This window comes from Limnothrix sp. FACHB-1083, from assembly GCF_014696485.1.
GTDB lineage: Bacteria > Cyanobacteriota > Cyanobacteriia > CACIAM-69d > CACIAM-69d > CACIAM-69d.
This window is the reverse complement of the sequence record NZ_JACJQD010000005.1, coordinates 77899-103518: the sequence shown is the minus strand read 5'-3', so window position 1 is coordinate 103518 and position 25620 is coordinate 77899. Positions and strand designations below refer to the sequence as shown.

Sequence of the window (25620 nt, the reverse complement as noted above, 5' to 3'; positions counted from 1 at the left end):
CGGCGGGGCAATCATCCATCCACTAGTTTTTGGCCGTAGACTGGCTGGGTTGGGACTGTTGGGATCAAAACAATGTCGAACTCGTTGCTGCGCGATCGCTTTCGTCAGGCCTATCGCAACTTGAACTTGCAACCGCTGCTGGATGAAAAAGCGATCGCCCAATTTGGCATTGAGTATGGCGAAGAGTCGATCGCAGAACTCGAAAATCTGATCGACCTAGCCGAAGCGCCCCACAACAAAATCATCTTTGCAGGCCATCGGGGATGCGGAAAATCGACCCTGTTGGCCACCTTGGAGCGGCGGCTGAATGCCGACCCAGAACAGCGGTTTTTTATTGTGCGGTTCTCGATCGCCGATGTGGTGGAACAGTCGGACGTGAACCATGTGAATCTGCTGTTTTCAATCGCCTTGCAAATTATGGAACGGGCGGTTGATGCTCAAGTAGACCTTTCCCAAGAGCAACGAAAGCGGATCGAAAATTGGTTTGCCGAGCACACCCGAACCGTCACCGAAACGCCCATTAGTGCCGAAGTGGAAGCCGGGTTTGACTTTGTGTTCTTTAAGGGCAAGATGAAAACCGATTCATCAGTACGAGATGAAATTAAAAAGAAATTTGAGCGTAGTGTTTTTGATTTAATTCAACAACTAGATGGCATCGCTTCTGTGATTGAGTTGGTCACTCAACAAGAGCTTTTGGTGATTATTGACGACCTAGATAAATTAGATTTGCCCGTTGCTCGAAATCTCTATTATGAAAATGTTAATGCCCTATTTGCTCCTAGCTTTCGGATTTTGTATACGGTACCAATCGGGGCAGTACGAGATATTACCTTGCTGAATAGCGTGAAGACTGCTTCAGATAACCAAATGCACTTCATGCGGGTCTCGAAGCTTTATAAGCGGGGTGACAGTCGAAAAGCCGATGTGCCCCCGAATCCTCAAGTGATAGAAGAGCTGACGGAAGCACTCTATCGGCGGATTGACCAGGACTTGATGGAGCCAGGGATTGCCGGGAAAATCGCTGTGACGAGTGGTGGGGTGCTGCGGGAATTAGTCCGGATTGCCAATGAATGCTGTCAGCAAGCTCTGTTGAAATTGCGGCGCGATCGCACCCTGGCGAATCTCAAAATCAATGAGGAAATCTTGCAGCTCGCGATTAATGAATTACGCAATGATATTGCTGCGCCTTTAACCCAAAATAATTATCGAATTCTGCTGGAGATTTATCATAACTATATCTACGATGCCCAGGACGACCAAGAGCGCCAAACCTTCTTGGATCTGTTGCAGTGGCTGTATGTGTTGGAATATCGCAATGCAGATGATTGGTTTGATGTGAATCCGTTGGTGGTGGATTTGTTGAAGCGGCGAGGATTAACCAACAGCCATGACGAGTCTCCAAGATGATCCGGCGCGGCAAGATGAGCTGACCTTTGAGCGGTTAATTGAAACGATTGCCGCCAGCAAGGGAATGTCGGCCCTGTTGGTGGCGGTGAGTGATGACCCGTTTCAGGAGGAATCGATCGTCCGGCGCTGTGAGGTGGAGTTGTTGCAGCAAGAGGGCATCCACACGGTGGAGGTGCAGTTGGCGCGGCGCGACCCTAGTATGCGGGCGGCGATCGAACAGGCCTTGACCACAGCACCCCACGTCCGCGAGGGGCGGCCGAGTGTGCTGATGGTGCGCGGGGCGGGGGGCTTGTCGGGGTTGAACTTGCGGGCGGAGGACGACAGCCCCACGGAAATTGATCGCTTTTTTGGGTATTTGCAATGGACACGGGAGGCGATCGGGCAGATTCCCTATCCGATCGTCTTGTGGCTGACACCGCGCCTTTACAAGCAAATGGCCCAGCGTGCTCCTGACTTTTGGAGTTGGCGACGGGGCACATTTCAGTTTCGCCAGCGCACCCCCGTGGAAACGGGGCCAGTTCGCTCCCCGGATTCCTTCGGCCAGGTCGCCCGTGATGATTCCGATGACGACAGCATTCTTTCCCTAGAAGACTTGCAGGCCGCAATCGCGGCTAACTCCGACAACCGCACCCGCCTAGCCCGTTTGTGGAATCAGTTGGGTTGGCGATATAACGATCGCAGCAACTATCCCCAGGCGATCGCGGCGTTTGAAGAAGCGCTAGACATTGCTCGCGAATTGGACAATCAGTATGAGGAGGCCTATGCGCTAAATGGTCTGGGCAATGCTTACTATTTCCTGGGTGAGTATCATCGGGCGATCGACTTTTACGAGCAATCCCTAGCAATCAGGCGGGCGATCGGCGATCGCCAAGGAGAGGCAGGTTCTCTAGGCAATTTGGGCAATGTTTACAAGTCCCTGAGTGAGTATCAACGGGCGATCGACTTTTACGAGCAATTCCTTGCGATCAGACGTGCGATCGGCGATCGCCACGGTGAAGCAGCTTCCTTAAACAATTTGGGCAATGTTTACAATTCCCTGGGTGAGTCTCAGCGGGCGATCGACTTTTACGAGCAATCCCTAGCAATTCAACGGGCGATCGGCGATCGCCAAGGAGAAGCTATTTCCTTAAACAATTTGGGCAATGCTTACGATTCCCTGGGTGAGTATCAGCGGGCGATCGACTTTCATGAGCAATCCCTAGTGATCAAACGGTTGATCGGTGATCGTACTGGAGAAGGCGGATCGCTCTGTAATTTGGGCAATGTTTACCGTTCCCTAGGTGAATATCAGCGGGCGATTGACTTTTTCGAGCAAGCCTTAGTAGTTTGTCGTGAAGTCAGCCACCAACAATTCACAGCTAATACCCTCGGCAGTCTGGGAAATGCTTACCGTTCCCTAGGTGAATATCAGCGGGCGATCGACTTTTACGAGCAATCCCTCGCGATCCAACGGGAAATTGGCGATCGCCATGGTGAAGCAATATCGTTGGAAAATAAAGGGACTTCCCTAGCCAAGCTGGGCAAAAAATGGGAAGCCAAAGAATATTACGAAGCGGCGCGGCAAATTTATCAAGACTTGGGGTTACAGTACCGTGTTGATGCTGTGAATCAAAATCTTCGAAATCTGCTGCAAGTGGTCGAGCCGTTTGGGTCGGTGGACTTGGCAAAATTGCAGGAGCCTCGCCAGCCGGAGCCTTGGGAATTGGAACGCTTCGACCAACCCCAGCCCCCACGACCCGCCGGCCCGCCCTGGTGGCAACGCCTTTGGCGGGCCTTTCGTCGTTGAGTTTGTCGCCTGTGGCAACCCTAGGGCCTCTGAAACAACCAATTCAGCCTTTCGTCACCGACTGGTCTGGTTGGTGTGCGCCCTCCCGTTTTGCTGGATTTGTGCATCATAAAGTTCACTGGCAAGGAGCAACAGGCGGCACTCCCTCAGACAGCGCCATGGTATCGGGAGCGATCGCCCTGGCCCAGGCCTATGGAGTTGGGGCAGGTGGTTCTAGCTGATTGAGGGCCCCGCAGATATATTTCTTGACGGTTTCGCGACTGGCAGTCACACCGCTGGGCAGCGTGAAAACCATCTCAACAGTGGTTTGGTTGTTTTCCGCCAAAGCAAACACATCAATCGGCAAGGCCCGCTGAAAGGCAGTGGCGGGGTTTTCCGCTCGCATCATGCCGCCGGCCACATCAGTGCTGAGGGTACGAATGCCTTCGCGGGCCAAAATCACCCGCAATTGAAAAAAGGCCCTTTCGACGGATAGGCCTTCAACCTGCACACGGGCAAAATAGGCGGAACCGTTGAAGAAATCGCCTTTTTTGTCGAAGCTTTCTTCACAGGTGGTGGCCAAGGCGGGCGTGCCAAGGCAGAGCAAGGCCAGGCTCAGGAACAGCGATCGCATGGTTTGCATGATCGGATCAAAGAACAAAACCTCAGGATTGCCGATCGGGAATGGGCATGGCCAGATCGGTGTGACACCAAGGAGCCACAGCAAGCGATCGTGTAGAGAATGATGGCGGCCCAAGCGATCAGAAAGGGTCGGTTTGCCCGATCCACCGATCCACAACCTCCGCGAAACAAGGCGGGTTTCAGTCGATCGCCCCAGGTTGTGGATCGGCTAACGCGCGTTCTAGCCGACCGTGATATTTGGCTCCTCGCAGAAATTCACCAACACCGTTTCGCTTTCCGACTCATCCTCAAACACAAAGCTGATGTACCACTCACAGGGCGAATCATTCGTATGCTCCGCCCAGGTGACCGTTGCCCCCTCTCCAGAAGCAATTCCCTCTTCTGGCAAATCGAACTGCGACCACTCCTCATCATCGGGCGAAACCCAAATTTCCAGGATGGCTTGGTCTGTGTTGTTGGTGACCACAAAGCTAAACAAATCGTCCGACATGGGGGGTACATCCCAAAATTGCAGAATACGGCTCCGTTCTAGACTTCAAAGCGGGTCGCTGTGGGCTTTCCTTAGCTTTTCTTCACCACGCCTCTTCACCACGCCGTTTCCTCGCCCGCAATTCAGATTCCAACTCCTATGCTGAAGGTAACCCCTGGTCGATCGGGCATTCCTGACCCGATCGGTCTTGGTTTTGATGAATTTTGATCAATTCAGGAGCAAGTAGGAGCAAGATTCAATGAAATGGACTGGTAAACAAGGCCCATGGCTCGCGGGATTGTCCCTCGCGATCGCCAGTACCGCCGCGATCGGGAGTTGGGGATTTAGCCAATGGCGGGCCCAACAACCCGCCGCAACGGCCCCAGGCTCCACCACCACCGCCCAGGCTAGCCCCGCCCTTTGTCCGCCTGGTGGGGACGCGGCCGGCGGCATGGCGCATCATATGCACTCGATGCAGGTGAGCAGCGAGTTTGAATTCATCAGCCACATGATTCCGCACCACCAGGAGGCGATCGACACGGCCAAGCTCGTGCGCGATCGCACCCAACGGCCGGAAATGCGGCAATTTACCCAGGCGATTATTGATGCCCAAAGCCGGGAAGTGAGCCAAATGAAAACATGGCTGCAAACCTGGTATCCCAACCAAACCAGCACCCAGGCCTACCAGCCCATGATGCGTCCCCTGGAACCCTTGCAAGGCGATGCGCTGGATCAGCAGTTTTTGCAAGATATGGTGATGCACCACCAAGGGGCGGTGATGATGGCCCAAAGCCTGATTCAAGGCCAATTGGTAAAACACCCGCCAGTGCAGTCAATGGCTCAGGATGTGATTCGCACCCAAAGCCAGGAGATTGGTCAGATGCAGACCTGGTTGGGGGCTTGGTTCCCGAATGGTGGCCAATGCGGGCGATCGACGGCAACGGATTCCACGGGCAACGGATTGATGAACCACGGGAATATGAACCACGGGAACATGAACCACGGGAATATGAACCACGGCATGAACCATGGAAAACAGCTTTAGGCTCCGTGGGATTTGCCATTGGGTTTGCACCGTGGTGATTCGCCGCTATGACTAATCTGGGTCAATAGTCCAGCAGGGGCCGTGTAGGGCCGGCCGCCAGCATCTATCGGGAATGGCATGGGATCACCATCCCGATCGCCCATCGATTTTGGTTGACTATGGTTGATTCTTAAAGAAATGGCTAAGGAAAAAGCAGCCATTAGGCACAACTTCAGCGAATTTTCTGAGGAAATGGCCCTGGCACTTTCTGGGACAATTTGGACAACCCAACGCCCAGGGGGCATTTTCTGAGCCAAAAAAACCGTCAGGAAATTTTTACAAATTCCACAGGAGGGCGATCGCCGGCCGGCGGGAACCTTGGTATCGTGGAGATATAAATCGTATACCGCAATACGAAATAAATCAGGAAGCTTATTTCCTAACGTTATATTTGCGCCGTTTTAGCGCTCGTTTGGCGCTGTTCTGGTGCTTTGCGGGGTTTCGCTCACGCCACCGAACTGCTCGATCGATTCATCACCGCCGAATCTGTTCCTCAAGAATTTCACCGTATGCTGGCCAGCGATCGCGCCCTGAAATTTAATCCCCTGGATGCGGGGCAACCCAGCCGCATCCTGATTGTTGAAGACGAAGAACTAATCCGCGATATGGTGGCTGCGGCCCTGCGCGACGAGGGCTATGAAGTGTTAGTGGCGGCCGATGGGGCTGCGGCCTTGAACCTGTTGAATCTCAACAATCCTGGCGACATGAACCGCCCGCCCGATTTGATTGTTCTGGATTTGATGTTGCCTCGGGTGAATGGGCTGGATCTGTGTCGGCTGTTGCGCCAGCGCCAAGATCCCGTGCCGATTTTGATGCTGAGTGCCAAGGGCAGCGAGACCGATCGGGTGTTGGGGTTGGAAGTGGGGGCCGATGACTACCTCACGAAGCCCTTCAGTATGCGGGAGTTGGTGGCTCGTTGTCGGGCCCTGCTGCGGCGCAATCGGATCGTGAGCGCGGCCCAGCCGGAAGTGCTGCGCTATCGGGATATTGAACTTTATCCCCAGGAATGCCGGGTGGTGGTGCGGACTCAGGAAGTGAACCTGTCGCCGAAGGAATTTCGATTGCTGGAATTGTTTGTGCAACATCCCCGGCGGGTTTGGTCTCGGGAACAGTTGCTGGAGCGAATTTGGGGCATTGACTTCATTGGCGACAGCAAAACCGTTGATGTGCACATCCGCTGGCTGCGGGAAAAGGTTGAGCTAGATCCCAGCACGCCTGAATACATCGTCACCATTCGCGGCTTTGGCTATCGATTTGGTTAGTGTCCTAGTCGGTTTAGGACTGGGGCTAGGGGTTGGGGTGTGGCAACAGGCGCGGCTGCGTTCTCGCCTGATGCAGCTTTTTGCGCCCATTTTGGCCGATGAGGTGGCGATTCCGTTGGGGCTGGAGTCCTTGGTGCGGCGCGGGGTGGTGGCGGCGCTCGATCGGGAAGTGGCCCTGGAGTCTCAGCTCGAAATTTGGGAGAAGGCCCTGGCGGCGGCTCCGATCGCCTTTCTGTGGGTCGATCGCGATGATGGATTGCGGTGGTGCAATGACCGGGCGCGGGAGCTGTTCGCCATCCGTCAGTGGCAACCCAACCAAGACCGCCTCTTGATTGAGGTGGTGCGCTCCTACGATTTGGATCAGTTGGTGCAACAAACCCGGCGGGGCCGGCTCACTTGCCAACGGGACTGGACGTTTTATGGAGAGCCGCGGCCGGAGCCAACGGAATCGACGGAGGGCCCGGAGTTGAGCGACCACGGGACGATCGATCCCCCTTTGCCGGGGCCAGGAACCGCTACCAAGGGGGTGGGGTTGGCCCTGCGAGGGTGGGGAATTCCGCTGCCCCATGGTCACGTGGCGATTTTTGTGGAAAATTGCCAGCAGATGGTGGATTTAGCCCGCAGTCGCAACCGGTGGATCAATGACTTGGCCCATGAGTTGCGCACGCCCCTCACGTCCATTCAGTTGGTGTTTGAAACCCTGCAAAAGCAACTGGAGCCGCCCCTGAGCCATTGGGTCGATCGAGCCATGCCGGAAGTGAAACGGCTGGTGCGCTTTGTGCAAGATTGGCTGGATTTGAGCCAAATGGAACAGAATCCGGGGCAAATTTTGCGCCTGGAGGTGTTGGACTTGGTGGAGGTAGCCCAGGCGGCTTGGCAGTCGGTGGAACCCTTGGCGGAACGAAAATCGGTGGCGCTGGTGCTCGATCGGGATGGGTTAGATCATCTCTGGCTCCAGGGCGATCGGGCCAAGCTCCATCGGCTGCTGTTGAATTTGCTGGACAATGCGATTAAGTACAGCCCGGAAGGTGGGCAAATTTGGCTGCACATTTCCCAAGATGCGCCGGCCTTGACCTTGCCCCAACCGCCCGGGGAGTTGGCGGAAGATTTGGCGGAGGAGTTGGGTTCGGCGAACCAGTTGGGCGATCGCGCCTCGGAGCCTGACCCGCACTGGGCCGCCGGAGCGCCCCAGCCCAACCCCCAAGCCGCCACCCCCCTCTCCGACCCAGACAACGACCCGATCGCCACCTGGGCCTATGCCGATGTGATTGATATGGGGCCCGGATTTTCGCCCACGGATTTACCTCACATTTTCGAGCGGCTCTATCGCGGCGACGCTTCCCGCACCCGCGAAACTGATGCCATGATTGCGCCCCAACTCCCCAGCACCGGCAGCGGACTGGGGCTGGCGATCGCCCGGCAAATTGCGATCGCCCATGGGGGACAAATTACCGGCAGCAACGACCCCAAAACCGGCGGCGCAAGGCTGCGGGTAGCCCTGCCGATTCGGGCCATCCGCCAACCCCTGGATGATTTGTAGTGCTTGACGATGGGGAGCAATCCCCAAAAACACCAATAACCAGGGCGATCGAGCTGTTTGGTAGCCAACAGCACCCCAATCGGTGCAAAACTTCTGAACAATCATCCCAGGGGTGAGGCTCCTCGGGATTGTGGCAGATCAGCCCACTAAAATTTGGTTAAATTCCCACTAAACTTCTGAGCCGGAACCCCCATCTTAAGAAAATATAAGATATAAAGGAAAGGCAATCTTTTGAAATGCATCCATTAATTTCTCATTTCCATTCCCCTTTTTGCCGAGGCATTTTTATTCCAATCCTTATCCATCGGACAATCACTAACTTACCCAGTGGCAACCCAGATTAATCCTAGATTAGTCCTACATAAATTGTCCTTCCATAAACCTTTGATCAAACAGCATCATGAGTAATTAGTCACCCCAACCAACATTCTGTTGCTATTCCCTATCATCTTCCCGAGCGATTTCAGATCGCAATCAGTATCAAAATTGATTGAAGTTTGATCAAGCACTTCCTCGTTTTAGTCTCGATCATTGCCTAAAAATTTTCCAAAAACTTCCCAGAAATTTCCCGAAAGTTGCCCAACAGCTTCTGCCTCAGACCCTTTTGGGTAACCGAACTCACGGCGCGATCAGCCCTATCCCCAGCGCTGTTCAAAGTTCTAGTCAAAATGATGGCAGTCAAGCTCAAGGGCCCTCAGTTAGAGTGACTTTTTCCTTCTAACTTCAAAACCAATAGCCAGCAATTCATCAAGAATCTATGATGCAACTCCTGGTTTTGAGTCTTTACTTTCTTCAAGTTGCACTATCAGTGATCTATCCATTTTTCAACACCTTCTTTCATCGGTCAATGCGGCTCTAAGGCTTCTTGGGGGCTGGTGTCTTGATTTCCTGAAGTGGATGTTCTCAATAGAACTGGGTTGGTGGTTTCACTGCTGAGCAACGCCTAAATTCAAAGGGAAATCATTCTGAGCCAATCATCACGGTTTCCAAAGTAGGGTTGGGACGAGCTGTTGATTCATTCCGTCGTTTATGAAGGTTCCATGATTGCTGTAGACGTGAAACGATCTTTGTTTTCCACTGCTTCGGGTGCGGCCACCAAACCGACGGCGATCGAACGCAAAATCAAGCGAGTTTGCCAAGATGTGCTGCGGATGGGAGCGCTGGTTGAGGATTCGTTTCGCCTCACTCAGCAAGCCCTGTTTGCCCGCGACCTGTCCACGATCGAGCGGATTAATGCCCTCGAAGATCGCATCGATGAGTTCTATCGCCAAATTGAACTCGACTGCGTGGTCACCATGACCCTGAACGCTCCGGTGGCGGAAAATTGCCGCTGGCTGAGTGCCCTGATGCAGTTGGTGCGGGACTTGGAACGCATTGGCGATTATTCTCAGGACTTGGCGGATATTGCGGTGCGCCTGTTTCCCTATGGGCCCCATCCCCATTTGGAGGAGGTGGAAGCCATGGCTCGCCAAACCCTGACCATGTTGGGCATGAGTTTGGCGGCGTTGGTGGAGCCAGATCCCGAGGCGGGGGCCCGGCTCCAAGCGGCGGACAATGTGGTGGATGAGGCTTACGATCGCCTCTATGGCCTGTTGGCCACGCAGCGGGATGTGCCGGGGCCGATCGAGCCGGTGTTGCTGATGGTGCTGACCATTCGCCACATTGAGCGCATGGCCGACCATGCCACCAATATTGCCCAACGCGCCTCCTATATCGTGACGGGTCACCGCTCCTAGCCATCCCCTAAGCCCCAAACAGCCAAAGCCAGAGGGGCAGGGTGAAGGGCAAAACCACGGTTCCCAGGGCCACGCTGGACACGGCTAAGTCCCGATCGAGGTCGTAGGCTTCGGCAATGACCAAACAGGCAAAGGCGGGGGGCATGGCCATCTGCAACACCAAAACCAAAAGGGTTGGCCCCTGCCATCCCCAACCCCGCAGGGTCAACCCCACCACCAGGGGCACGATCGCCATTTTGATGACCAACAGGGCGATCGCTGGAGCCGTGGCATTGCCCCAACGCAACTGACTGAGCCGCATTCCAATTAACACCAAGGCCAGGGCCACCACAGTCCAAGCGATGGCCGTCAGCCCTCGATCGATCACCTGGGGCAGGGCGATCGATCGCGACCCCAAGCCCGCCAGGGCCCCCCAAACCGTCGGATTCACCAAGCCCGCCCGCACCATGCCCCAACCGTCGCTCGATTGGCCCCCCAGCCGGGCCGCCAGGGCTGAACCCACCCCATAGGCCCCCAAAGTTGTGCCCGCCACATCAAAAAACAGGGCCCAGGCAAATTGCCCACTCCCGACCAAGGCCAGGGCGATCGGGAAGCCCAAATAGCCCGTGTTGCCAAACATGCTCCCCAGCCAAAAACTGGCTCGCCGTTGGGGAGCGGTCACCCCTTGCCAGTGCAGCCATCCCCAAGCAAGACAACCGGCCAGGGCGATCGACCCCCAAGCCACCAAGGGAGCCAGCCAAGCTTGGCCGCTCAGATCGGTTTGGCGCAAAAAGGCCACGCAGCTCAGGGGCACGCCCACCCAAAACAACCCTTGCCCGATCGCCCCGGACACCCGCGCCGGGAGCCAGCGGCCCAACAACACCCCCAAACCCACCCCACCGGCCAAGGTGGCATATAACTTCCCCAACACAACTGCATCCAACGCCATTCGTTTCCCTGCCTTTGCCCAACAGTTCCCAATTCAGCTCCAATTGCAGACCCAATTCAGATCCCATTCAGACTCAATTCAAATTCAGCTCCCGATCCAATCCCGATCCAATCCAGACCCAATTCAAATTCAGGTCAAATTCAGTCCGGGTTAGTTTCGGGCCAAGATTCCACAAAAACTCGCCCGATTTCCATCAAACCCATCCCCACAGCGCTCCAACCGGCCGCCGTTGCCGCCAAACACTTGGGCAATCGCCATTCGATCGATCACATCCTCTCTTTCGCGAACCCCATGGCAAGCGCTACAGTGTCGAAAACCAAATAAGCCACGTCAGAATCTGGCAAGCCTCGCCCATTTCCCTTGGCTTGCTGATCCGACGATCGCACCGTTAAATAAAACGTGAAGCATTCCCGGGGAGAAGCCAGCTAAACCATGAAAGCCATGATCCTTGCGGCAGGCAAAGGCACGCGTGTTCGGCCGATCACCTTCACCGTGCCTAAGCCGATGATCCCCATCCTGCAAAAGCCAGTGATGGAATTCCTGATCGAGCTTTTGCGCCAACACGGCTTTGATCAAGTGGTGGTGAACGTCAGCCACCTGGCCAAGGAAATTGAAGACTATTTCCGCGATGGCCAGCGATTTGGGGTCGAAATTGCCTACTCCTTTGAAGGATTTGTGGAAGACGGCGAGCTGATTGGCAAAGCTCTCGGGTCTGCGGGTGGCCTGCGCAAAATCCAAGACTTCTCCCCCTTCTTTGATGACACCTTTGTGGTGCTTTGTGGCGATGCGCTGATTGATTTGGACTTGACCGCCGCCGTCAAATTCCACAAGGCCAAAGGCTCCCTCGCCACGATCGTCATGAAATCCGTGCCCCGCGATGAGGTGTCCAGCTATGGGGTGGTGTTGACGGATCCGGACGGCCGGATCAAGGCATTCCAGGAAAAACCCGCCGTGGAAGAAGCCCTCAGCACCAGCATCAACACTGGGATTTATATCTTTGAGCCGGAAATTTTCAACTACATTCCCCCGGGCTGTGAGTATGACATTGGGGGCGACTTGTTTCCCAAGCTGGTGGAAATGGGTGCGCCGTTCTATGGCATCACCATGGACTTTCAGTGGGTGGATATTGGAAAAGTGCCGGACTACTGGCGGGCCATTCGCAGTGTGCTGTTAGGGGAAGTGCAAAACGTGGCCATTCCTGGACGGCAGGTGCGTCCGGGGGTTTATACGGGGCTGAATGTGGCGGTCAACTGGGACAAGGTTGAGATCCAAGGGCCGGTGTATATCGGGGGCATGAGCCGGATTGATGATGGGGCAAAGATTATTGGCCCCACGGCGATCGGGCAAAACTGCCACATTTGCAGCGGGGCCACGGTGGAAAACAGCGTGATTTTTGAATATTCCCGCTTGGGGCCGGGCGTGCGACTGGTGGATAAACTGGTGTTCGGTCGCTATTGTGTGGATAAGACGGGCGCGACGATCGATGTGCAGGCGGCGGCCCTGGATTGGCTGATTACGGATGCCAGACAGGTGATGCCTGCTACACCCACGGAGGAAGGCCAGGCGATCGCGGAGCTGTTGCAGTTGGAGTGAGCCAAGGAGGGCGATCGGGATCAGGCCCCGATCGAGCCAGCCCCTGAAGTGAACTCGGCTGCGGGAATTTCCCGATCGACAATCCAGGAAATTCCCATCGGGTCTGCAAAAGACCGTCTACCCTTTTGCAGGATTGTCAGTTAGCATTGGCGAGAAGTTTTAGACAGGCATCAGTATGGCCGAGGGTCGAGTAGCGTTTTTAGCAGGCTGCGCCATTACGGGATCGCTGGCATTTGCGGTCGCGAAGGGATGGATTGCGGTGGGCGCGCCTCCGTCCTCGGTTCCCGGGCTGTCGGAAAATCCCAGTGGGGTTCCCCTGCTTGAAGGGGGTGGCCAACTGCCCCCGGCCCCCACGGTGACCATGCTGCCCTCGCCGCCACCCACGGCCTTGTCCGCCGCCCGCCCCAGTGCCGCCGCGAATGGTGCGGCTGATGCGACGGCCACCCCTCCCACAGGCGACAGCACGATCGCCAAGATTGAGGAGCGGCTGCGGAAAAGCGAAGACCAACTGAAGGAAATTCAAGCGGACTTGCGAGAAGACCGCAAAGATCGGGAGCGCCTAACGGCGGCGGTGGATAAACTGAGCACCGCCGTGCAGGGCCAGGAAAAAAACCTCACTTCCATGGCCTTGGATGACAAGTTGGCGCAAATTGCGGCTAACCGGGGCGAACAGCAACCCCCGGGCCAGTGGGGCAACGGCATCCTTTGGGCCCTGGGGGGCATGGTGCTGACGGTCAGCAGCATTGTGATGGCGGGGGTGATTTCCACCATGGCCCGGCAAAACCGAGGAAGCTATGGTGCGCCGCCCCACAGCCCGCAACCGTTCCACCCCATCCGAGTGGTTCCTACCTATTTACCTCGGGCCCGTCAGGATCAGACGGTGCGCCGGGAACCGGGGACGGCGGATTTTGTGGAATACGATTACTAATTAGCAAGCGATGGGCCGGTTCTAGGCTTTTGCGAGATAGTTGCAAGGTTTGGGTGGCGATCGGGAAATGACGGTGGGTGGCCTGTGGGTGGCCGGTGATGGCAATGCGTTCCTGATCATGGGGCGGTGATGCACGATCGGGCGTTGAGTTTGGCCCGCCAAGGGGATTGGCCGGGAGCGATCGCCCTGTGGCAACAGATGGCGGCGGCGGCCCCCCACGATGGGGCCACTTGGAAGAATTTAGGAATTGCCTATTACCGATCGGGGCATTGGCTCCAGTCGATCGACTGCTATCAACGGGCGATCGCTCTGCGGCCGGCGGATCCGGGCTTGCGGGTCAACCTGGGAGCGGCCCTCAAACAGGCCCAACAGCTCCCGGCGGCCGTGGCGGAATATGAACGGGCGATCGCCCTGGATCCCAATCATTGGGATGCCCATCGCAACCTGGCCAATGCTTTGGAAAAGCTGGGCGACCTAATTTTCGCCGAAATCCACATTCGGCAGGTGGTGGCAGCGTTGCCCCAATGCGCCAAAGCTCGCCACAGCTTGGGCAATATCCTTTGGGAACAGGGGCGCTATGAGGATGCGATCGCCCAATATAACCAGGCCTTGGCGATCGAGCCGGATTTCCATGAGGCGATCGCCAATCGGGGCATGGTGCAAATGACCCTCGGCCAATGGGAACAGGGCCTGGTGGACTATGAGCACCGTTGGTTTTGTGTGGAAACGGCGCGAGGGCTGCCGCCGGTTCCCTTTCCTCAACCGGTTTGGACGGGAGCGCAACCGCTGGCGGACAAAACCATTCTGCTCTACTCAGATATGGGCTTTGGGGATGCGCTGAACTTTGTGCGCTATGCTCCCCTGTTGGCGGCCCGAGGAGCGCGGGTGCTGCTGGAATGTCCGAGGCCCCTGGCTCGGCTGTTTGGGACGGTGACGGGTGTGGCGCAGGTGGTGATTCGGGGGGAAACGCCACCGCCGTTCGATTATTGGTCGCCGTTGATGAGTTTGCCGGCCGCCTTTGGAACCACGCCGGCCACCATTCCAGCGGATATTCCCTATTTTCAGCTAGGCCAATCGCTTCAGTCGCCGCAGTCACTTCCAGGGTTTCCACCGTCAACCCAGGGACCGATCGAGCCGGAACCTTCACCAATTGCCTCGCCAGCGGGTCAACGGTGGGGATTTGTTTGGGCTTCCGGCAAAACAGGAGCCACAGCCCGCAAGCGATCGACCGCTTTGGCCCAATGGGCGGCCCTGTTGCGATCGCCCGGTTATCAGTTTTTGAGTTTGCAAACGGAAACCAGCCCCGAGGAGCGGGCCTGGCTAGCCGATCGGGGCATTCCCGCCTTGGGCGATCGGCTCACGGATTTTGCGGACACGGCCCACGCGATCGCCCAACTGGATGGGGTGATCACCGTAGACACCGCCACGGCCCACCTGGCCGGAGCGATCGGCAAACCGGTTTGGATTCTGTTGCCGGCCGTGCCCGATTGGCGCTGGCTGCTGAACACCGATCGCACTCGTTGGTATCCCACGGCCCGACTCTTTCGCCAACCCAAAATTGGGGATTGGGCGGCGGTTTTTGACCAAGTACAAAGGGCGCTGGCCCCATGACCAACGCCCCAAAAATAGCCGATTCGCAAGATATGGCCCCCGGGCAATTCCCCCCGCCAGACTAACGACTCACGAGAGGGGCCAGCCGGGCGATCGACTCGCCCTAGAAACCCGTCCTAGAAACCCATCGCTTGGGCCACCGCCGCCAACTCCGGTTCAATCCCTTGGTGGTACTGGTTTTGGGAGGTTTTCAGGGCCGTATCCGGATCCTTCAACCCATTTCCCGTCAGCACGCAAACCACCGTGGCCCCGGCGGGCACTTGATCGCGCACCTTCAGCAGCCCCGCCACGGAAGCCGCGCTAGCCGGTTCGCAGAACACGCCTTCTTCGCCCGCTAGCAGTTGGTAGGCCTCCAGAATTTCCTCATCGGTGACCGCCTCAAAGCCGCCTTGGCTGGCATCCCGCACCGCCAGCGCCTTATCCCAACTGGCGGGCTTGCCGATGCGAATAGCCGTCGCGATCGTGTGTGGATCCAAAACCGGACGGCCCACCACCAGCGGCGCAGACCCGGCCGCCTGGAAGCCCATCATTCGGGGCAACCGCTGGCATCGTTGCTCCTGGTGATATTCACAGAAGCCCATCCAATAGGCGGTGATGTTCCCGGCATTCCCCACGGGCACACAGAGCCAGTCCGGCGCATCGCCCAGGGCATCCACCACCTCGAAGGCGGCGGTTTTTTGCCCCTGAAGTCGATAGGGGTTCACGGAGTTCACCAGGGTGATCGGATAGTCGTTGGCCATTTGACGCACCAACTCCAACGCCCGATCGAAGTTGCCCCGAATCGCCAGCACCTCAGCGCCGTAGAGCAGGGCTTGGGCCAGCTTGCCCAAGGCCACATAGCCATCGGGAATCAAGACAAAAGCCTTGAGGCCACCCCGGCGGGCATAGGCAGCGGCGGCGGCGGAGGTGTTGCCCGTGCTGGCACAAATCACCGCCTTGGCTCCGGCTTCCTTGGCTTTGGTTACGGCCATGGTCATCCCCCGGTCTTTGAAGCTGCCGGTGGGATTCAGACCGTCATATTTCACGTAAACTTTCACGCCACGCCCAATCCGATCGGCCACGGACGGGACGGGAATTAACGGTGTATTACCCTCGTGTAGGGTGACAACGGGCGTGGAGTCGGTAACGGGGAGGTAGCGGCGATAGGTTTCGATCAGGCCGCGCCAGCCTCCCGGGGGCGCTGGAACCTGTGCCGTACTGGCCGTGCGAGGATCAACAATTGAGGCGGATTCGACGACGGGTAAACGAGCGGTCACAGAGCGTCTACAACTCCAACGTGCTTGCAGATTACCCAAACAGTTTAACCTGACAGGCCCGAACGCGGCGACGACGAACCTATCAAAAGCTGGGGTCTAAAAATTGAATCATGGCCATTGAAATGATGCAAATGGTGATGAAAAGGGTGAGCAAAAGGTGAACAGAATATGGCCTTTCAACTGACGCAGGTGGTTCCTTGGGGGCGATCGTTTGCGGACTATCGGAAAATGTTTTCCCTCACGGGGGAGGATTTGGAGCGATCGATCCTCGACTGTGCCGGTGGGCCGGCCAGCTTTAATGCGACGATGCATCGGTTGGGAAAACGGGTGATTTCCTGCGACCCGATCTATCAGTTTTCGGCGGCGGAAATTGCCCAACGGATTGAGGAAACCTGTCCCAAAATCGTGGCGGGATTGCACGAAAACCACGATTGGTTTGTGTGGTCTGCGGAATTGTCCACGCCGGAAGCTTTGGCGGACTATCGGTTGCAAGCAATGGGGGAATTTTTGGCGGATTTTCCTGCTGGATTGCAAGCACGGCGCTACCAACCATGCAGCTTGCCAAATTTGCCCTTTGGGGATGGGGAGTTTGAGTTGGCGCTCTGCTCCCATTTGCTCTTTACCTATTCCGCTCAATTTTCCCTGGAATTTCATCAGCAATCGATCGTGGAATTAGCCCGGGTGGCGCAGGAAGTGCGGGTGTTTCCGTTGCTGGAAAACTATCAGGTGACCCGATCGCCCCATGTGCAACCCACGATCGATCACTTGGTCGATCGGGGCCTGCGGGTGGAAATTTTGCCCACCACCTACGAATTTCAGCGGGGTGGCCATGAGCTGCTGCGAGTTTGGCGCGCACCCTAGCCAGAGCCAACGGGCAAAAACGCCCTTGATCGTCAGTGCCTGATCGTCAGTGCGATCGAGACTGGCGCGATCGAGGCCAGGGGCAGGAATTAACCACCGGACAAGTTCCCAAAAGCGTGCTATCGATCGGATGATGTGCCACTCCTTGCTTCGTTATCGATGGTTACTGCTTTGGCGCTATTGATCCTGTTCTCGATCGCCCTGCTGCCACCGTTGCTGTCCCTGCGGGCCGTTCGCCGCTATGAAGCCCTGGTGCAAACCACGGTTGCCCGGGCCCGCCTGACGACCCGATCGCCCCGGCCGTCCTTTCCGGGGCCTCAGCCTCCGGAGCTGACCCACATTCCGGGAGCGGGTTATGTCATTGGCAATTTGAGCTGTCGGTTCAATGCCCGATCGCCCCAGTTGCGTTGTGCCGTAAATCCCAGTGGCCCCTGTGCGGGTTGCCATTGGTTTGAAGCCACCCCTTAGCAGGTGGTTAATCAGCTAATCAACCAATTAACTAATCAACCAATTAACTAATCAGCCGTTGGAATTGACCAGCGATCGCAAGGGCCGCCCGTGGCCAGAATGTTGCCCGCCCGATCGAACAGGGCCACGGCCACGGCCAAAGGGCGATCGGCGTATTTTTGGGCATAGACGGCCGATCGCTCACTAATGGCGGCGGCCAGTTGCCCCAAAACGCGCTGACTCCAGCCCAACCGTTGCAAATCTTGCACCGCTTCGGCCACTGTGCTTTTGGCCAGGATCGATCGCCCCAAGGTGGCATCTCCCCCCGATCTCAGGGCCGCCGCTGCCAAAATTTCCAATTTGCCGTCAGCAATGTGGCTGGAGGTGTTGAAAATGCCCCCAGCTAGCTTCAACAATTTGCCGTGATATCCCAGCAGCAACACCGATTCTGCTCCCCGCAAGGCCGCTTCCACCAACATGGCCCCAATCCAGTTCCCCACGGGCACAATGGTGGCGGCGGACAGACCGAGGCGATCGGCCACCTGCTGTCCGTTGCTGCCAATGCAGAAAATCACATGGCGATCGTGGGCCAGAACCGCTGCCAGTCGATCGCGCGATGCATCCAGTTGATCCGTCGCCGTGTGGGGCTGGGAAATGCCACTGGTTCCCAGGAGTGACAGCCCCTGCAAAACCCCAAAAGCCTCGTTAGACGTGCGTTTGGCCAAGTTGCGACCCTCTGGCAAAATCAATCGCACCACCGCCACGCGATCGGGCGGAACCAGGGGCAACAGGTTATGTTCCAGGAGCGATCGGGCAAAGCGATAGATCGCCGGCCCCTCAGCCGTTTGCCCAATTCCCTCGCCTCCTTCCAGCCGGAGCGGCGGGCCTTCGCGATCGACGCGATCGATCAATTGCACCCAAGCCCAAACGGGAGTATTTCTGGTCAGATCCAGGTTATCGCCCGGATCGCTGCGGGTGATGGCCAAGGCGGTGCGCTCATCCAATGGGGCGATCGACTCCAGCGCGATTTCTGCGGTTTGTCCGTCTAACAGATCCAGGGTGACCACCGCCGGGCGATCGCCTTGCAACCGCAACAGGGCCCCCCGGGCCGCCGCTGCCGCAAATACCGGTAAGGTGTAGCCCGATCGCGCCATAGTGCTCCTGAAAATGACCCTAATTCACAGTCATTCGATTGAATTTCGATTTGAATTTCGATCTTTGAATTGCGATTGATGATGGATGAAAGGGCGATTAATTAATGCCCATTAATCCATAACCGTTAATCCATAACCGTTAATCAATTAATCAATGGCCATTGGCGATTTACCCACGATTGCCCCCAGCGTTGCTGCCAAAATATCGGGCGTTTGGCCGCTGGTCGCAAAAATGCTAGCCTCGCCCTGCAATCGATAGGCGGGGTTGGTGGCCAGAATGCCTCGCCCCCCTTGGGCCACGAGGGCGACTTGGGTGGCTCGGCCCATTAGGGCGATCGCCTGGGCCCGCAGTTGCAGTTTTTGGGCATAGGGTTTGTCGATCGGGCGGCCATAGACCTGTTGCCGCAATTGGTCAAACTCCCGGCGCAAGGTGTCGTGGGCAACGGCGATCGTCAGCAGGCGTTTTTCCTGGAATAACACCGCTAGCCGATCGAGGGCCGCTTGGGTGCAACCGAGGGCGAAGTAGACCCCTTGCAGGGCGTTCCGGCGATCGAGTTGCTGAATCCAGTCGATCGGCTTGAGGCCGATCACGGCCGCTTCGGGAATGAGCCAGCGATCGAACGTGACTGCTGCTGTGTGGGTGGCGTTCATGGCTCCCAACACCATGGGCGGCTGCGGCTGAATGTTGCGATCGCCCGATTCCACCGCCGTCAGCGGCACAATGCCGAACAGCACCCCGGCCGCCGTCGGCACAGCCAACACCGCCTCGGGAAAGTGCCCCACCCCGGTCACCCAAGGAGCCGTGCCCGTAATTTCCCAGCCACCGGCCACGGCACGCCCCTCGATCGGGGGATCATCCGCCCGCCGCAGATGCGAAAAGGCGATGCCCAATTGTCGATCGCCCCGCGCGATCGCCGGTAAATATTGGGTTTTGAGGTTGTCATTGTCTCCGGAGGCAATCAGCGCCGCTGCGGTTTGGTGCTGGGCTTGCAAAAAGGCTAAAGCACCGGAACAGCGAGCCAGTTGCTCCCGAAACCAACCATATTCCGCTTCGTTCAGGCCTTTGCCGCCCCACTCGATGGGCACTTTGAGGGCTAACCAACCCTGTTGCCCCAGCCACTGGAGGGCCGCGGTCAGGGCTTCTGGCTGGCGATCGAGCAAATCGGCCTGGGGCCCCAGGGTGGTCAGCAACTGGGCCGCCGCTTGCTCTAACCAAGCAGGCAAATTGGGCCCGTCCGTCGCGGCCAGCGCCGAGGTCACCGGGTTGGTCTCTGCGTGGTTGGTCTCTGCATGGTTGATGACTTCGCCGTTGGTGTCATGAGGGCCGGTGTTGTTGGGGCTGATATCTTGAGATGGCTCCACCTTGGTCGATCGGGGATGAGTAGTGGTTTACGGCTATTGTGCTACGGCCGGGAGTTTTCGCCCCCTGGCCAGCAGCGTTTGAGCAGCGTTGTCAACGAAATGTTAACTCTAAAGTTAAGGTTTCTTGCACGAACGAGGCCGCCCGAAACGCGCCGTGATAACTTTCTTCTCGGTTAGCAAAGCGCCAACCGCCATCAATATCTCCCCACCCATTCGGAACCTTAATTTCGGTCAATTCGCTTGCTGAAATTAACATCGGAAGATCAGTTCAAGATAATCGCAGATTAATCATGAGCGCTTCCTAAAACTGATGGGTAATACCAATTGATTGGTGAACGATTGATCGTGAATTTCGTAAATTACTGATCAAACTGGTTGACCACATCAATTAGAAATTGGTGAGATTTTGAAGACAGTGGCTCCGCTTGCCAACCTGCTTGAATCACGCCGTTTTACTTCTCTGGCAGTAGCGATGTTGACCCACAAAAGCGATGCACCGGTTCGTGAAAGCTTCAGCGATTATGTAGCCGAATTGCAATTGCACATGAGTTTGCAAGCGCGAAACCTGGTTCCTTCATCGGGCCAAGCGGAAGAAAACCGTGATCGCTTGCTGCGAGAAACCCAAGAAACCGTCGAGAAAATGCTATCGCGGCAATTGGGCTAAGGTGCTTTGGTCAAGACATCTTGATCAAGGGGCTTGGTGATTCGCCACCAACAAACCATAACAATCTGAATAAAAACGCTCTTCGGAGTGGTTTTTAAAGCGCAATCAAAACTCAGTTGTTTGTTTTTTCTTTCCTTTTAATTGCTTTTTCAATTCCTTTCTTGAATGCCCGATCGCGCCTTTTTTTAGCGATCACTCTTTTAATTCCGCAAACTACTGTATAACCAAAAGCACGCTCCGATTCTGGGGCGTGCTTTTGGTTTCTGGCCCCAATGAACCTGGGGGGCAATTTTTCCGCTTGCCCGTTTTTGCATCATGACCCTTGCGATTAATTTGAGCTTTGCGATTCCCGAACCAACGGGCTTGGCAACCTACGCGATCGAACTGTTGCCCTATTTGCGATCGCGGGATCCTTTGCTATTTAGCCCCTGGGAAATGGCGGGGTTTCGTAACCAGCTTGTGCCCGCCAACATGACCTCAGATTTAGGCGCAAAGGGTCATCTACGGCGACTGTTTTGGACGCAATTTCGCTTGCCGCAACTGTGCCGTCGATCGGGTGTTGAGCTGCTGTTTTGTCCGGTTCCCGAGGCCCCAATTCAGTTTGGCACTCGGGCCCTGCGTACCCTGGTGATGGTGCATGATTTGATTCCGCTGCGGTTTTTTCCGCCCCGATCGCGCCTGCATCTTTACAGCAAATATTATGTGCGCCGTGTTGCTGAACAGGCCACCCATTTGCTCTGTAATTCCCAGGCTACGGCCGATGATTTGGGCCGTTTTTTCCAAATTCCTGCCCAGAAAATTACTGTCACTCCGTTAGCCCACAACGCCGATCGCTATCGATTTTTAAACCTGCCGCGCCGCCCCTATTTTTTCTATGTGGGGCGCAATGATCCTTACAAAAATTTACCGGGGGCGATCGCGGCCTTTGCCCAATTTTTGCGGGCGGCTCCGGCCAACGACTGGCAATTTTGGATTGCTGGGCCCATGAACCCGCGCTATCAACCGGCCTTGGCGGCCCAAATTGCGGAATTGGGTTTGGGCGATCGGGTGCGCTTTTTAGGGTATGTGCCGATCGAGCAATTACCGGTGTTGCTGAACCAGGCGATCGCGTTGGTTTTTCCCACCCGCTGGGAAGGCTTTGGGATTCCGGCCCTGGAGGCCATGGCCTGCGGTACGCCCGTGATCACCTCCAATCTGGCTTCGTTGCCGGAGGTGACGGGCGATGCGGCGTTGTTGATTGACCCGGAGCAGCCCCGCGCCATTGCCGATGCGATGGTGCAGGTGGCCACCGATGACCGACTTTGGCAGGAGCTACACCAACGCAGCCTCGATCGCGCCAGTCAGTTCAGTTGGGCCAAAACCGCAGCCCAAACTCAGGCCGTTTTCAGGCAATTGTGTTGAGGCCATTTCAGGCCCCTTGAAGGCAAGATGCTGGTAATTACAAAACCAGCGAACCCAAGGTGCTGGAATAGCCACTGGTCTGCGCATTCTTCACCACGCCAAGCGCTCAAACAATTCAGGGGACGATCGCCCGATCGCCCCCTGAATCTGGATGCTGGTTTCCTGAGTAAATTGTAATAAATTGTCCCCAGTGTCCGTTACCCAGTCAAGCCAATTGACTTAGCCTATTCAGCGGTGGCCAGCTCTTCCGTGCTGCCCCGGCTGCGGCGGCGGGTCAGGGTGTTAAACAACATTTGCCCGATCGCCTTGATCAAATTGCCTTCCAATTCCATGAACATTTTCATGTTCTTGCCAAACGCATCATTGGCTTCATCCACAATGCGATCGGCCGTGGCTTCATCGATCGGCAATTCGTTCAATGCTGCCCGATATTGGTTCTTGAAAGCCTTCTCATCAGAGATGGTTTCAAACTCATAGAAAGCCGTTCCTTGGCCATCGGTCAAGTTCATGGCATTCACGGCAATGTTCTTGAGAATTTGCCCACCGGACAAATCACCCAAATAGCGCGTGTAGGAATGGGCCACCAACAGTTCGGGAGCCGTGGCCGACACTTCCCGCACCCGAGCAATGTAGTCTTGGGCGGCGGTCGAAGGCTTCACTTCTTCACGCCAATTGGAGCCGTAATAGTAAGCCAAATCGCGCTCCAGGCTGCTCTTGCGATACAACTCTTGGAAGTTGATCGGCGCAACAACCGGGTGATCTTTGTGCTTCGTCATTTCCTCTTCCATTGCCGTGTAGACAAAGTAGAGGTTGCCCACCAGTTTGCGATAGGAGCTTTTTTCGACTACGCCTTTCAGAAAGCACTTCACGAAGCCGACATTCTCTGCCATGCTGTGTGATTTTTTCGTGCCTTCGCGTAGTTTGGTTGCTAAATTGACGCTCATGTTAAAGAAGTTGAGAAGTCTGCGAATACCAGTTTGCCAATTTTGTGCGGTTCCTGGGCAAAGGCAGCGGGGGAGAAATCCACACCCCCTACCGAACGCGAGCCCCTAAAACAGTTAGGTTGAAAACAGTTAGGTTGCGACGGTTGCCGACACAGGGCAGCACTTAACCACGGCGAAAGACGGCCAAAGCAAAATCCTGTCTCGATCGCTGGGTGACTCGATCGTTAGATTAGCGGGATTTTCTGAACGTTATGGTTAAGAATCATGACAAGCACCAAAATCATCGGGTTTGATCAAATCAATCATTTTCGTATCTCTCCTCGCTTGAATCCCTGACTGTGAGTTTTTGCCTAAACCCCCAGTGCGATCGCCCGCACAATCCCGATCAGGGGAATTTTTGCCTCAATTGCGGTGCTCCCTTGCTGTTGCGGGGGCACTACCGCGCCATTCGCCCCCTGGGCCGTGGCGGATTTGCACGGACCTACCTGGGCATCGATCTCGATCGGTTGGATACCCCTTGCGCCATTAAGCAATTTTTGCCCAGTGCCAAGACCCCCGCTGGCCGCGACAAGGCGATTGAGTTGTTCACCCGCGAGGCCCTGCGGCTGCGAGATTTGGGCGACAATCCCCAAATTCCCGCCCTGTTGGGATTTTTTGAAGAAGGGGGCTATCTCTACCTAGTGCAGGAATATATCGCCGGGGAAACCATCGATCGGGAATTGCAACGATCGGGCCCGTTCAGCGAAGCCAAGCTGCTGGCTTTCCTGCGGGATTTGCTGCCCGTGTTGCAATTTGTGCACGATCGCAGCACGATTCACCGAGATTTAAAGCCCTTGAACCTGATTCGTCGTCAGCGGGATCAGCGAATTGTCCCGATCGATTTCGGCGTGGCCAAAGTGCTGGAAGCCAACACCCAAAGCCGCCCCGGCACGAAAATCGGCACGGCTGGCTATGCCCCCGATGAGCAATTGCGCGGCGGCCAGGCCTATCCCGCCAGCGATCTCTACAGCGTGGGAGCGATCTGCGTGTTTCTGCTGACCGGTGTGGAACCGGAGGAGCTATACAACCCCCTGACGGGCCAGTGGCCTTGGCGAGAACAGTTGGCCCAATGGCGAGATGAGCTGTCGGGCAATGGAGATTCGCTAGATGCGTCCCAACGGAAGCACTTGCCGGTGTCTGACTCGGTGAGCGAAGGGTTGGGCTTGGTGCTCGATCGACTCTTGCAACCGGCCGTTGCCGATCGCTACCAAAGCGCTCTGGAAGTGCTGGCGGACTTAGACAACATCATCCGCACCATGCCCCCTTCTCCCTACCGTCGAGAAGAGTCCATGGCGGTCGATCGCGATCGGGCCAAGCGCTTTTGGCTGACTCGAATTGGCACATCTTCCGGCGGCAATTTTTCATAGAACTCGGGCAGTTTGACCTTAATTGTCCAGAGCACTGCCTTTTCAATTTCCAGGTGCGATCGGTAGCGATAAACAAACTTCCAAGCCAACCGATTGGGCAAAAAGATAAAGACCAAAATCTTGGTCAAAATCTTGATGGTGCAATCACGGTTTTCCCGCACAAATTCCCAATTATCGCGCCAAATCCAATAGGCCAAATAGCGCAGGGCCAAAAAAGCACGGTTGCGGTGAATTCCCCCATCCATCGCCTTATAAAGCAGAAATTTATAGCGATTATTCAGGGTCATTTGCACCAGCTTGCCAAAACGCTTGCGATCGGCTGGATTTTGACTGAGGCGTTGGCGCTCTCGGTTAATGATCGCCAAGCTCACCTGCTCCATCTTGATCGCATTGGTGGAGGCGGAACCCCTGACCTGGCGATAGTGTACCTGTAATTTCGGCACACAGATAAACTCATAGGATTCCGCCAAGCGCAACCAAAAATCCCAATCCTCGGCCGGGTGCAGCGATCCTTCGTAGCCTCCCAGTTCAAAATAGGCATCGCGTCGGATCATTGTGTTTGATCCCGACTGCACAATGTCAATCAATAAAATCTGTAAGTAGGTGTTATATTCCGTGTCAATAAAGCCCCCGTCACGAATATAATTTCCCTCTTCATCAACCCAATCAATCCAACTGTAAACGGCTCCGGCTTCTGGGTTGGCTTCAAGGGCATTAACCTGATCTTCTACCTTGTCCGATGTCCACAAGTCATCCGCATCAATAAAGGTTAGATATCGCCCTCGGGACACCATGGCCCCATGATTGCGGGCAGCGGCCACACCAGCATTTTCCTGTTCAATCAGCTTCAGGCGGGGGTCTGTGAATTGCCGCACCACGTCGGAGGTGTTGTCGGTGGAACCATCGTTTACAACGATCACTTCGATGTCCCGCAAAGTCTGATTCAGGACGGATTCGATCGTTTCAGCAATGGTTTTTGCCCCGTTATAGGCGGGAATAATAATCGATGCAGTGGGGACGGCATTCATGGGTGGGGCCATCAGAAATCAACTAAACCGGGAAGAAATCGTGCCTTGAGCATAGCCTCAGGCTTGGGGCTGCTGGTAGATCTGGTAGATCTGATTGTCTTCCCCATTTCTGAAGTTCACGCGGAATTGGCC

The 25620-nt window shown here is 56.0% G+C and carries 23 protein-coding genes; 15 read left to right on the top strand and 8 right to left on the bottom strand.

Annotated features, from left to right (window positions below; genetic code table 11):
* Nucleotides 1-72 precede the first annotated feature (72 nt).
* The 3 genes from H6F46_RS08285 to H6F46_RS08275 are packed head-to-tail and all read left to right on the top strand — an operon-like array spanning nt 73 to nt 3414.
* On the top strand, nt 73-1407 hold the full coding sequence (locus H6F46_RS08285; RefSeq protein WP_190354470.1) for a P-loop NTPase fold protein: 1335 nt from the start codon (nt 73-75) through the stop codon (nt 1405-1407).
* Complete coding sequence (locus H6F46_RS08280) at nt 1388-3193, top strand: tetratricopeptide repeat protein (protein ID WP_190354471.1); 1806 nt, start codon at nt 1388-1390, stop codon at nt 3191-3193. Before H6F46_RS08285 ends, H6F46_RS08280 begins: the two co-directional genes overlap by 20 nt.
* Before the next feature lie 11 nt (nt 3194-3204).
* Entirely contained in the window at nt 3205-3414 is a 210-nt protein-coding gene (locus H6F46_RS08275) for a hypothetical protein (protein ID WP_190354472.1), read from the top strand.
* Here the strand turns inward: H6F46_RS08275 and H6F46_RS08270 are convergent.
* Nucleotides 3384-3806: a hypothetical protein gene (locus H6F46_RS08270; protein ID WP_190354473.1), complete on the bottom strand. Its 423-nt coding sequence runs from the start codon at nt 3804-3806 to the stop codon at nt 3384-3386. The two genes, H6F46_RS08275 and H6F46_RS08270, sit on opposite strands and share 31 nt — an antisense overlap.
* A gap of 228 nt (nt 3807-4034) precedes the next feature.
* Nucleotides 4035-4304 (bottom strand): hypothetical protein, encoded by a 270-nt coding sequence (locus tag H6F46_RS08265; protein ID WP_099531546.1) that lies wholly within the window; start codon nt 4302-4304, stop codon nt 4035-4037.
* Nucleotides 4305-4542: 238 nt separating this feature from the next.
* On the opposite strand from H6F46_RS08265, the gene H6F46_RS08260 reads away from it, so the two are divergent.
* The 4 genes from H6F46_RS08260 to phoU all read left to right on the top strand — a co-directional run bounded on the left by H6F46_RS08260 (nt 4543) and on the right by phoU (nt 9905).
* Nucleotides 4543-5328, top strand: coding sequence for a DUF305 domain-containing protein (locus H6F46_RS08260; protein WP_099531545.1), 786 nt, complete (start codon nt 4543-4545; stop codon nt 5326-5328).
* A gap of 551 nt (nt 5329-5879) precedes the next feature.
* Nucleotides 5880-6629: a response regulator gene (locus H6F46_RS08255; protein ID WP_190354540.1), complete on the top strand. Its 750-nt coding sequence runs from the start codon at nt 5880-5882 to the stop codon at nt 6627-6629.
* Nucleotides 6610-8169, top strand: a complete 1560-nt coding sequence (locus H6F46_RS19705) for a cell wall metabolism sensor histidine kinase WalK (RefSeq protein ID WP_190354474.1) — start codon at nt 6610-6612, stop codon at nt 8167-8169. The genes H6F46_RS08255 and H6F46_RS19705 overlap by 20 nt, the downstream gene beginning before the upstream one ends.
* 1040 nt (nt 8170-9209) lie before the next feature.
* Nucleotides 9210-9905 carry a phosphate signaling complex protein PhoU gene (gene phoU, locus H6F46_RS08245; RefSeq protein ID WP_190354475.1) on the top strand — a complete coding sequence of 232 codons (696 nt, stop codon included), beginning with the start codon at nt 9210-9212 and terminating at the stop codon, nt 9903-9905.
* Between the two features lie 7 nt (nt 9906-9912).
* Here the strand turns inward: phoU and H6F46_RS08240 are convergent, their stop codons facing one another.
* On the bottom strand, nt 9913-10833 hold the full coding sequence (locus H6F46_RS08240) for an AEC family transporter (RefSeq protein ID WP_190354476.1): 921 nt from the start codon (nt 10831-10833) through the stop codon (nt 9913-9915).
* A gap of 432 nt (nt 10834-11265) precedes the next feature.
* Between H6F46_RS08240 and H6F46_RS08235 the strand changes: the two genes are divergently transcribed.
* The 3 genes from H6F46_RS08235 to H6F46_RS08225 all read left to right on the top strand — a co-directional run bounded on the left by H6F46_RS08235 (nt 11266) and on the right by H6F46_RS08225 (nt 14965).
* Complete coding sequence (locus tag H6F46_RS08235; protein ID WP_099533069.1) at nt 11266-12426, top strand: sugar phosphate nucleotidyltransferase; 1161 nt, start codon at nt 11266-11268, stop codon at nt 12424-12426.
* Between the two features lie 175 nt (nt 12427-12601).
* Nucleotides 12602-13354: a hypothetical protein gene (locus H6F46_RS08230; protein ID WP_190354477.1), complete on the top strand. Its 753-nt coding sequence runs from the start codon at nt 12602-12604 to the stop codon at nt 13352-13354.
* A gap of 129 nt (nt 13355-13483) precedes the next feature.
* On the top strand, nt 13484-14965 hold the full coding sequence (locus tag H6F46_RS08225) for a tetratricopeptide repeat protein (RefSeq protein WP_190354478.1): 1482 nt from the start codon (nt 13484-13486) through the stop codon (nt 14963-14965).
* Nucleotides 14966-15081: 116 nt separating this feature from the next.
* Here the strand turns inward: H6F46_RS08225 and thrC are convergent, their stop codons facing one another.
* Nucleotides 15082-16185 (bottom strand): threonine synthase, encoded by a 1104-nt coding sequence (thrC, locus tag H6F46_RS08220; protein WP_099533102.1) that lies wholly within the window; start codon nt 16183-16185, stop codon nt 15082-15084.
* Nucleotides 16186-16389: 204 nt separating this feature from the next.
* Between thrC and H6F46_RS08215 the strand changes: the two genes are divergently transcribed.
* Nucleotides 16390-17082 (top strand): SAM-dependent methyltransferase, encoded by a 693-nt coding sequence (locus H6F46_RS08215; RefSeq protein WP_190354479.1) that lies wholly within the window; start codon nt 16390-16392, stop codon nt 17080-17082.
* A gap of 159 nt (nt 17083-17241) precedes the next feature.
* Nucleotides 17242-17550: a DUF6464 family protein gene (locus tag H6F46_RS08210; RefSeq protein ID WP_099533073.1), complete on the top strand. Its 309-nt coding sequence runs from the start codon at nt 17242-17244 to the stop codon at nt 17548-17550.
* A 47-nt stretch (nt 17551-17597) separates the two neighbouring features.
* Here H6F46_RS08210 and cbiD read toward each other — a convergent pair whose 3' ends face one another.
* Nucleotides 17598-18683 carry a cobalt-precorrin-5B (C(1))-methyltransferase CbiD gene (cbiD, locus tag H6F46_RS08205; RefSeq protein ID WP_190354480.1) on the bottom strand — a complete coding sequence of 362 codons (1086 nt, stop codon included), beginning with the start codon at nt 18681-18683 and terminating at the stop codon, nt 17598-17600.
* Nucleotides 18684-18830: 147 nt separating this feature from the next.
* Entirely contained in the window at nt 18831-20045 is a 1215-nt protein-coding gene (locus H6F46_RS08200) for an acyl-CoA dehydrogenase family protein (protein ID WP_190354481.1), read from the bottom strand.
* Between the two features lie 472 nt (nt 20046-20517).
* Here H6F46_RS08200 and H6F46_RS08195 point away from each other — a divergent pair, with 472 nt between their 5' ends.
* Nucleotides 20518-20709 carry a hypothetical protein gene (locus H6F46_RS08195; RefSeq protein ID WP_099533076.1) on the top strand — a complete coding sequence of 64 codons (192 nt, stop codon included), beginning with the start codon at nt 20518-20520 and terminating at the stop codon, nt 20707-20709.
* Between the two features lie 315 nt (nt 20710-21024).
* Entirely contained in the window at nt 21025-22110 is a 1086-nt protein-coding gene (locus H6F46_RS08190; protein WP_190354482.1) for a glycosyltransferase family 1 protein, read from the top strand.
* A 224-nt stretch (nt 22111-22334) separates the two neighbouring features.
* Here the strand turns inward: H6F46_RS08190 and H6F46_RS08185 are convergent, their stop codons facing one another.
* Entirely contained in the window at nt 22335-23054 is a 720-nt protein-coding gene (locus H6F46_RS08185) for a heme oxygenase (biliverdin-producing) (protein ID WP_099533078.1), read from the bottom strand.
* A 338-nt stretch (nt 23055-23392) separates the two neighbouring features.
* Here H6F46_RS08185 and H6F46_RS08180 point away from each other — a divergent pair, with 338 nt between their 5' ends.
* Complete coding sequence (locus H6F46_RS08180) at nt 23393-24460, top strand: serine/threonine-protein kinase (RefSeq protein ID WP_190354483.1); 1068 nt, start codon at nt 23393-23395, stop codon at nt 24458-24460.
* Here H6F46_RS08180 and H6F46_RS08175 read toward each other — a convergent pair.
* Nucleotides 24364-25488 (bottom strand): glycosyltransferase family 2 protein, encoded by a 1125-nt coding sequence (locus H6F46_RS08175; protein ID WP_158234414.1) that lies wholly within the window; start codon nt 25486-25488, stop codon nt 24364-24366. The genes H6F46_RS08180 and H6F46_RS08175 overlap by 97 nt on opposite strands.
* Between the last annotated feature and the right edge of the window lie 132 nt (nt 25489-25620).

Excerpts from the sequence above, each read along its gene's own strand:
- H6F46_RS08285 (WP_190354470.1), top strand. The coding sequence starts at position 73 with ATGTCGAACTCGTTGCTGCGCGATCGCTTTCGTCAGGCCTATCGCAAC.
- H6F46_RS08280 (WP_190354471.1), top strand. The coding sequence starts at position 1,388 with ATGACGAGTCTCCAAGATGATCCGGCGCGGCAAGATGAGCTGACCTTT.
- H6F46_RS08270 (WP_190354473.1), bottom strand. The coding sequence starts at position 3,806 with ATGCGATCGCTGTTCCTGAGCCTGGCCTTGCTCTGCCTTGGCACGCCC.
- H6F46_RS08265 (WP_099531546.1), bottom strand. The coding sequence starts at position 4,304 with ATGTCGGACGATTTGTTTAGCTTTGTGGTCACCAACAACACAGACCAA.
- H6F46_RS08260 (WP_099531545.1), top strand. The coding sequence starts at position 4,543 with ATGAAATGGACTGGTAAACAAGGCCCATGGCTCGCGGGATTGTCCCTC.
- phoU (WP_190354475.1), top strand. The coding sequence starts at position 9,210 with ATGATTGCTGTAGACGTGAAACGATCTTTGTTTTCCACTGCTTCGGGT.
- H6F46_RS08240 (WP_190354476.1), bottom strand. The coding sequence starts at position 10,833 with ATGGCGTTGGATGCAGTTGTGTTGGGGAAGTTATATGCCACCTTGGCC.
- H6F46_RS08235 (WP_099533069.1), top strand. The coding sequence starts at position 11,266 with ATGAAAGCCATGATCCTTGCGGCAGGCAAAGGCACGCGTGTTCGGCCG.
- H6F46_RS08230 (WP_190354477.1), top strand. The coding sequence starts at position 12,602 with ATGGCCGAGGGTCGAGTAGCGTTTTTAGCAGGCTGCGCCATTACGGGA.
- H6F46_RS08225 (WP_190354478.1), top strand. The coding sequence starts at position 13,484 with ATGCACGATCGGGCGTTGAGTTTGGCCCGCCAAGGGGATTGGCCGGGA.
- H6F46_RS08215 (WP_190354479.1), top strand. The coding sequence starts at position 16,390 with ATGGCCTTTCAACTGACGCAGGTGGTTCCTTGGGGGCGATCGTTTGCG.
- H6F46_RS08210 (WP_099533073.1), top strand. The coding sequence starts at position 17,242 with ATGGTTACTGCTTTGGCGCTATTGATCCTGTTCTCGATCGCCCTGCTG.
- cbiD (WP_190354480.1), bottom strand. The coding sequence starts at position 18,683 with ATGGCGCGATCGGGCTACACCTTACCGGTATTTGCGGCAGCGGCGGCC.
- H6F46_RS08195 (WP_099533076.1), top strand. The coding sequence starts at position 20,518 with ATGTTGACCCACAAAAGCGATGCACCGGTTCGTGAAAGCTTCAGCGAT.
- H6F46_RS08190 (WP_190354482.1), top strand. The coding sequence starts at position 21,025 with ATGACCCTTGCGATTAATTTGAGCTTTGCGATTCCCGAACCAACGGGC.
- H6F46_RS08185 (WP_099533078.1), bottom strand. The coding sequence starts at position 23,054 with ATGAGCGTCAATTTAGCAACCAAACTACGCGAAGGCACGAAAAAATCA.
- H6F46_RS08175 (WP_158234414.1), bottom strand. The coding sequence starts at position 25,488 with ATGAATGCCGTCCCCACTGCATCGATTATTATTCCCGCCTATAACGGG.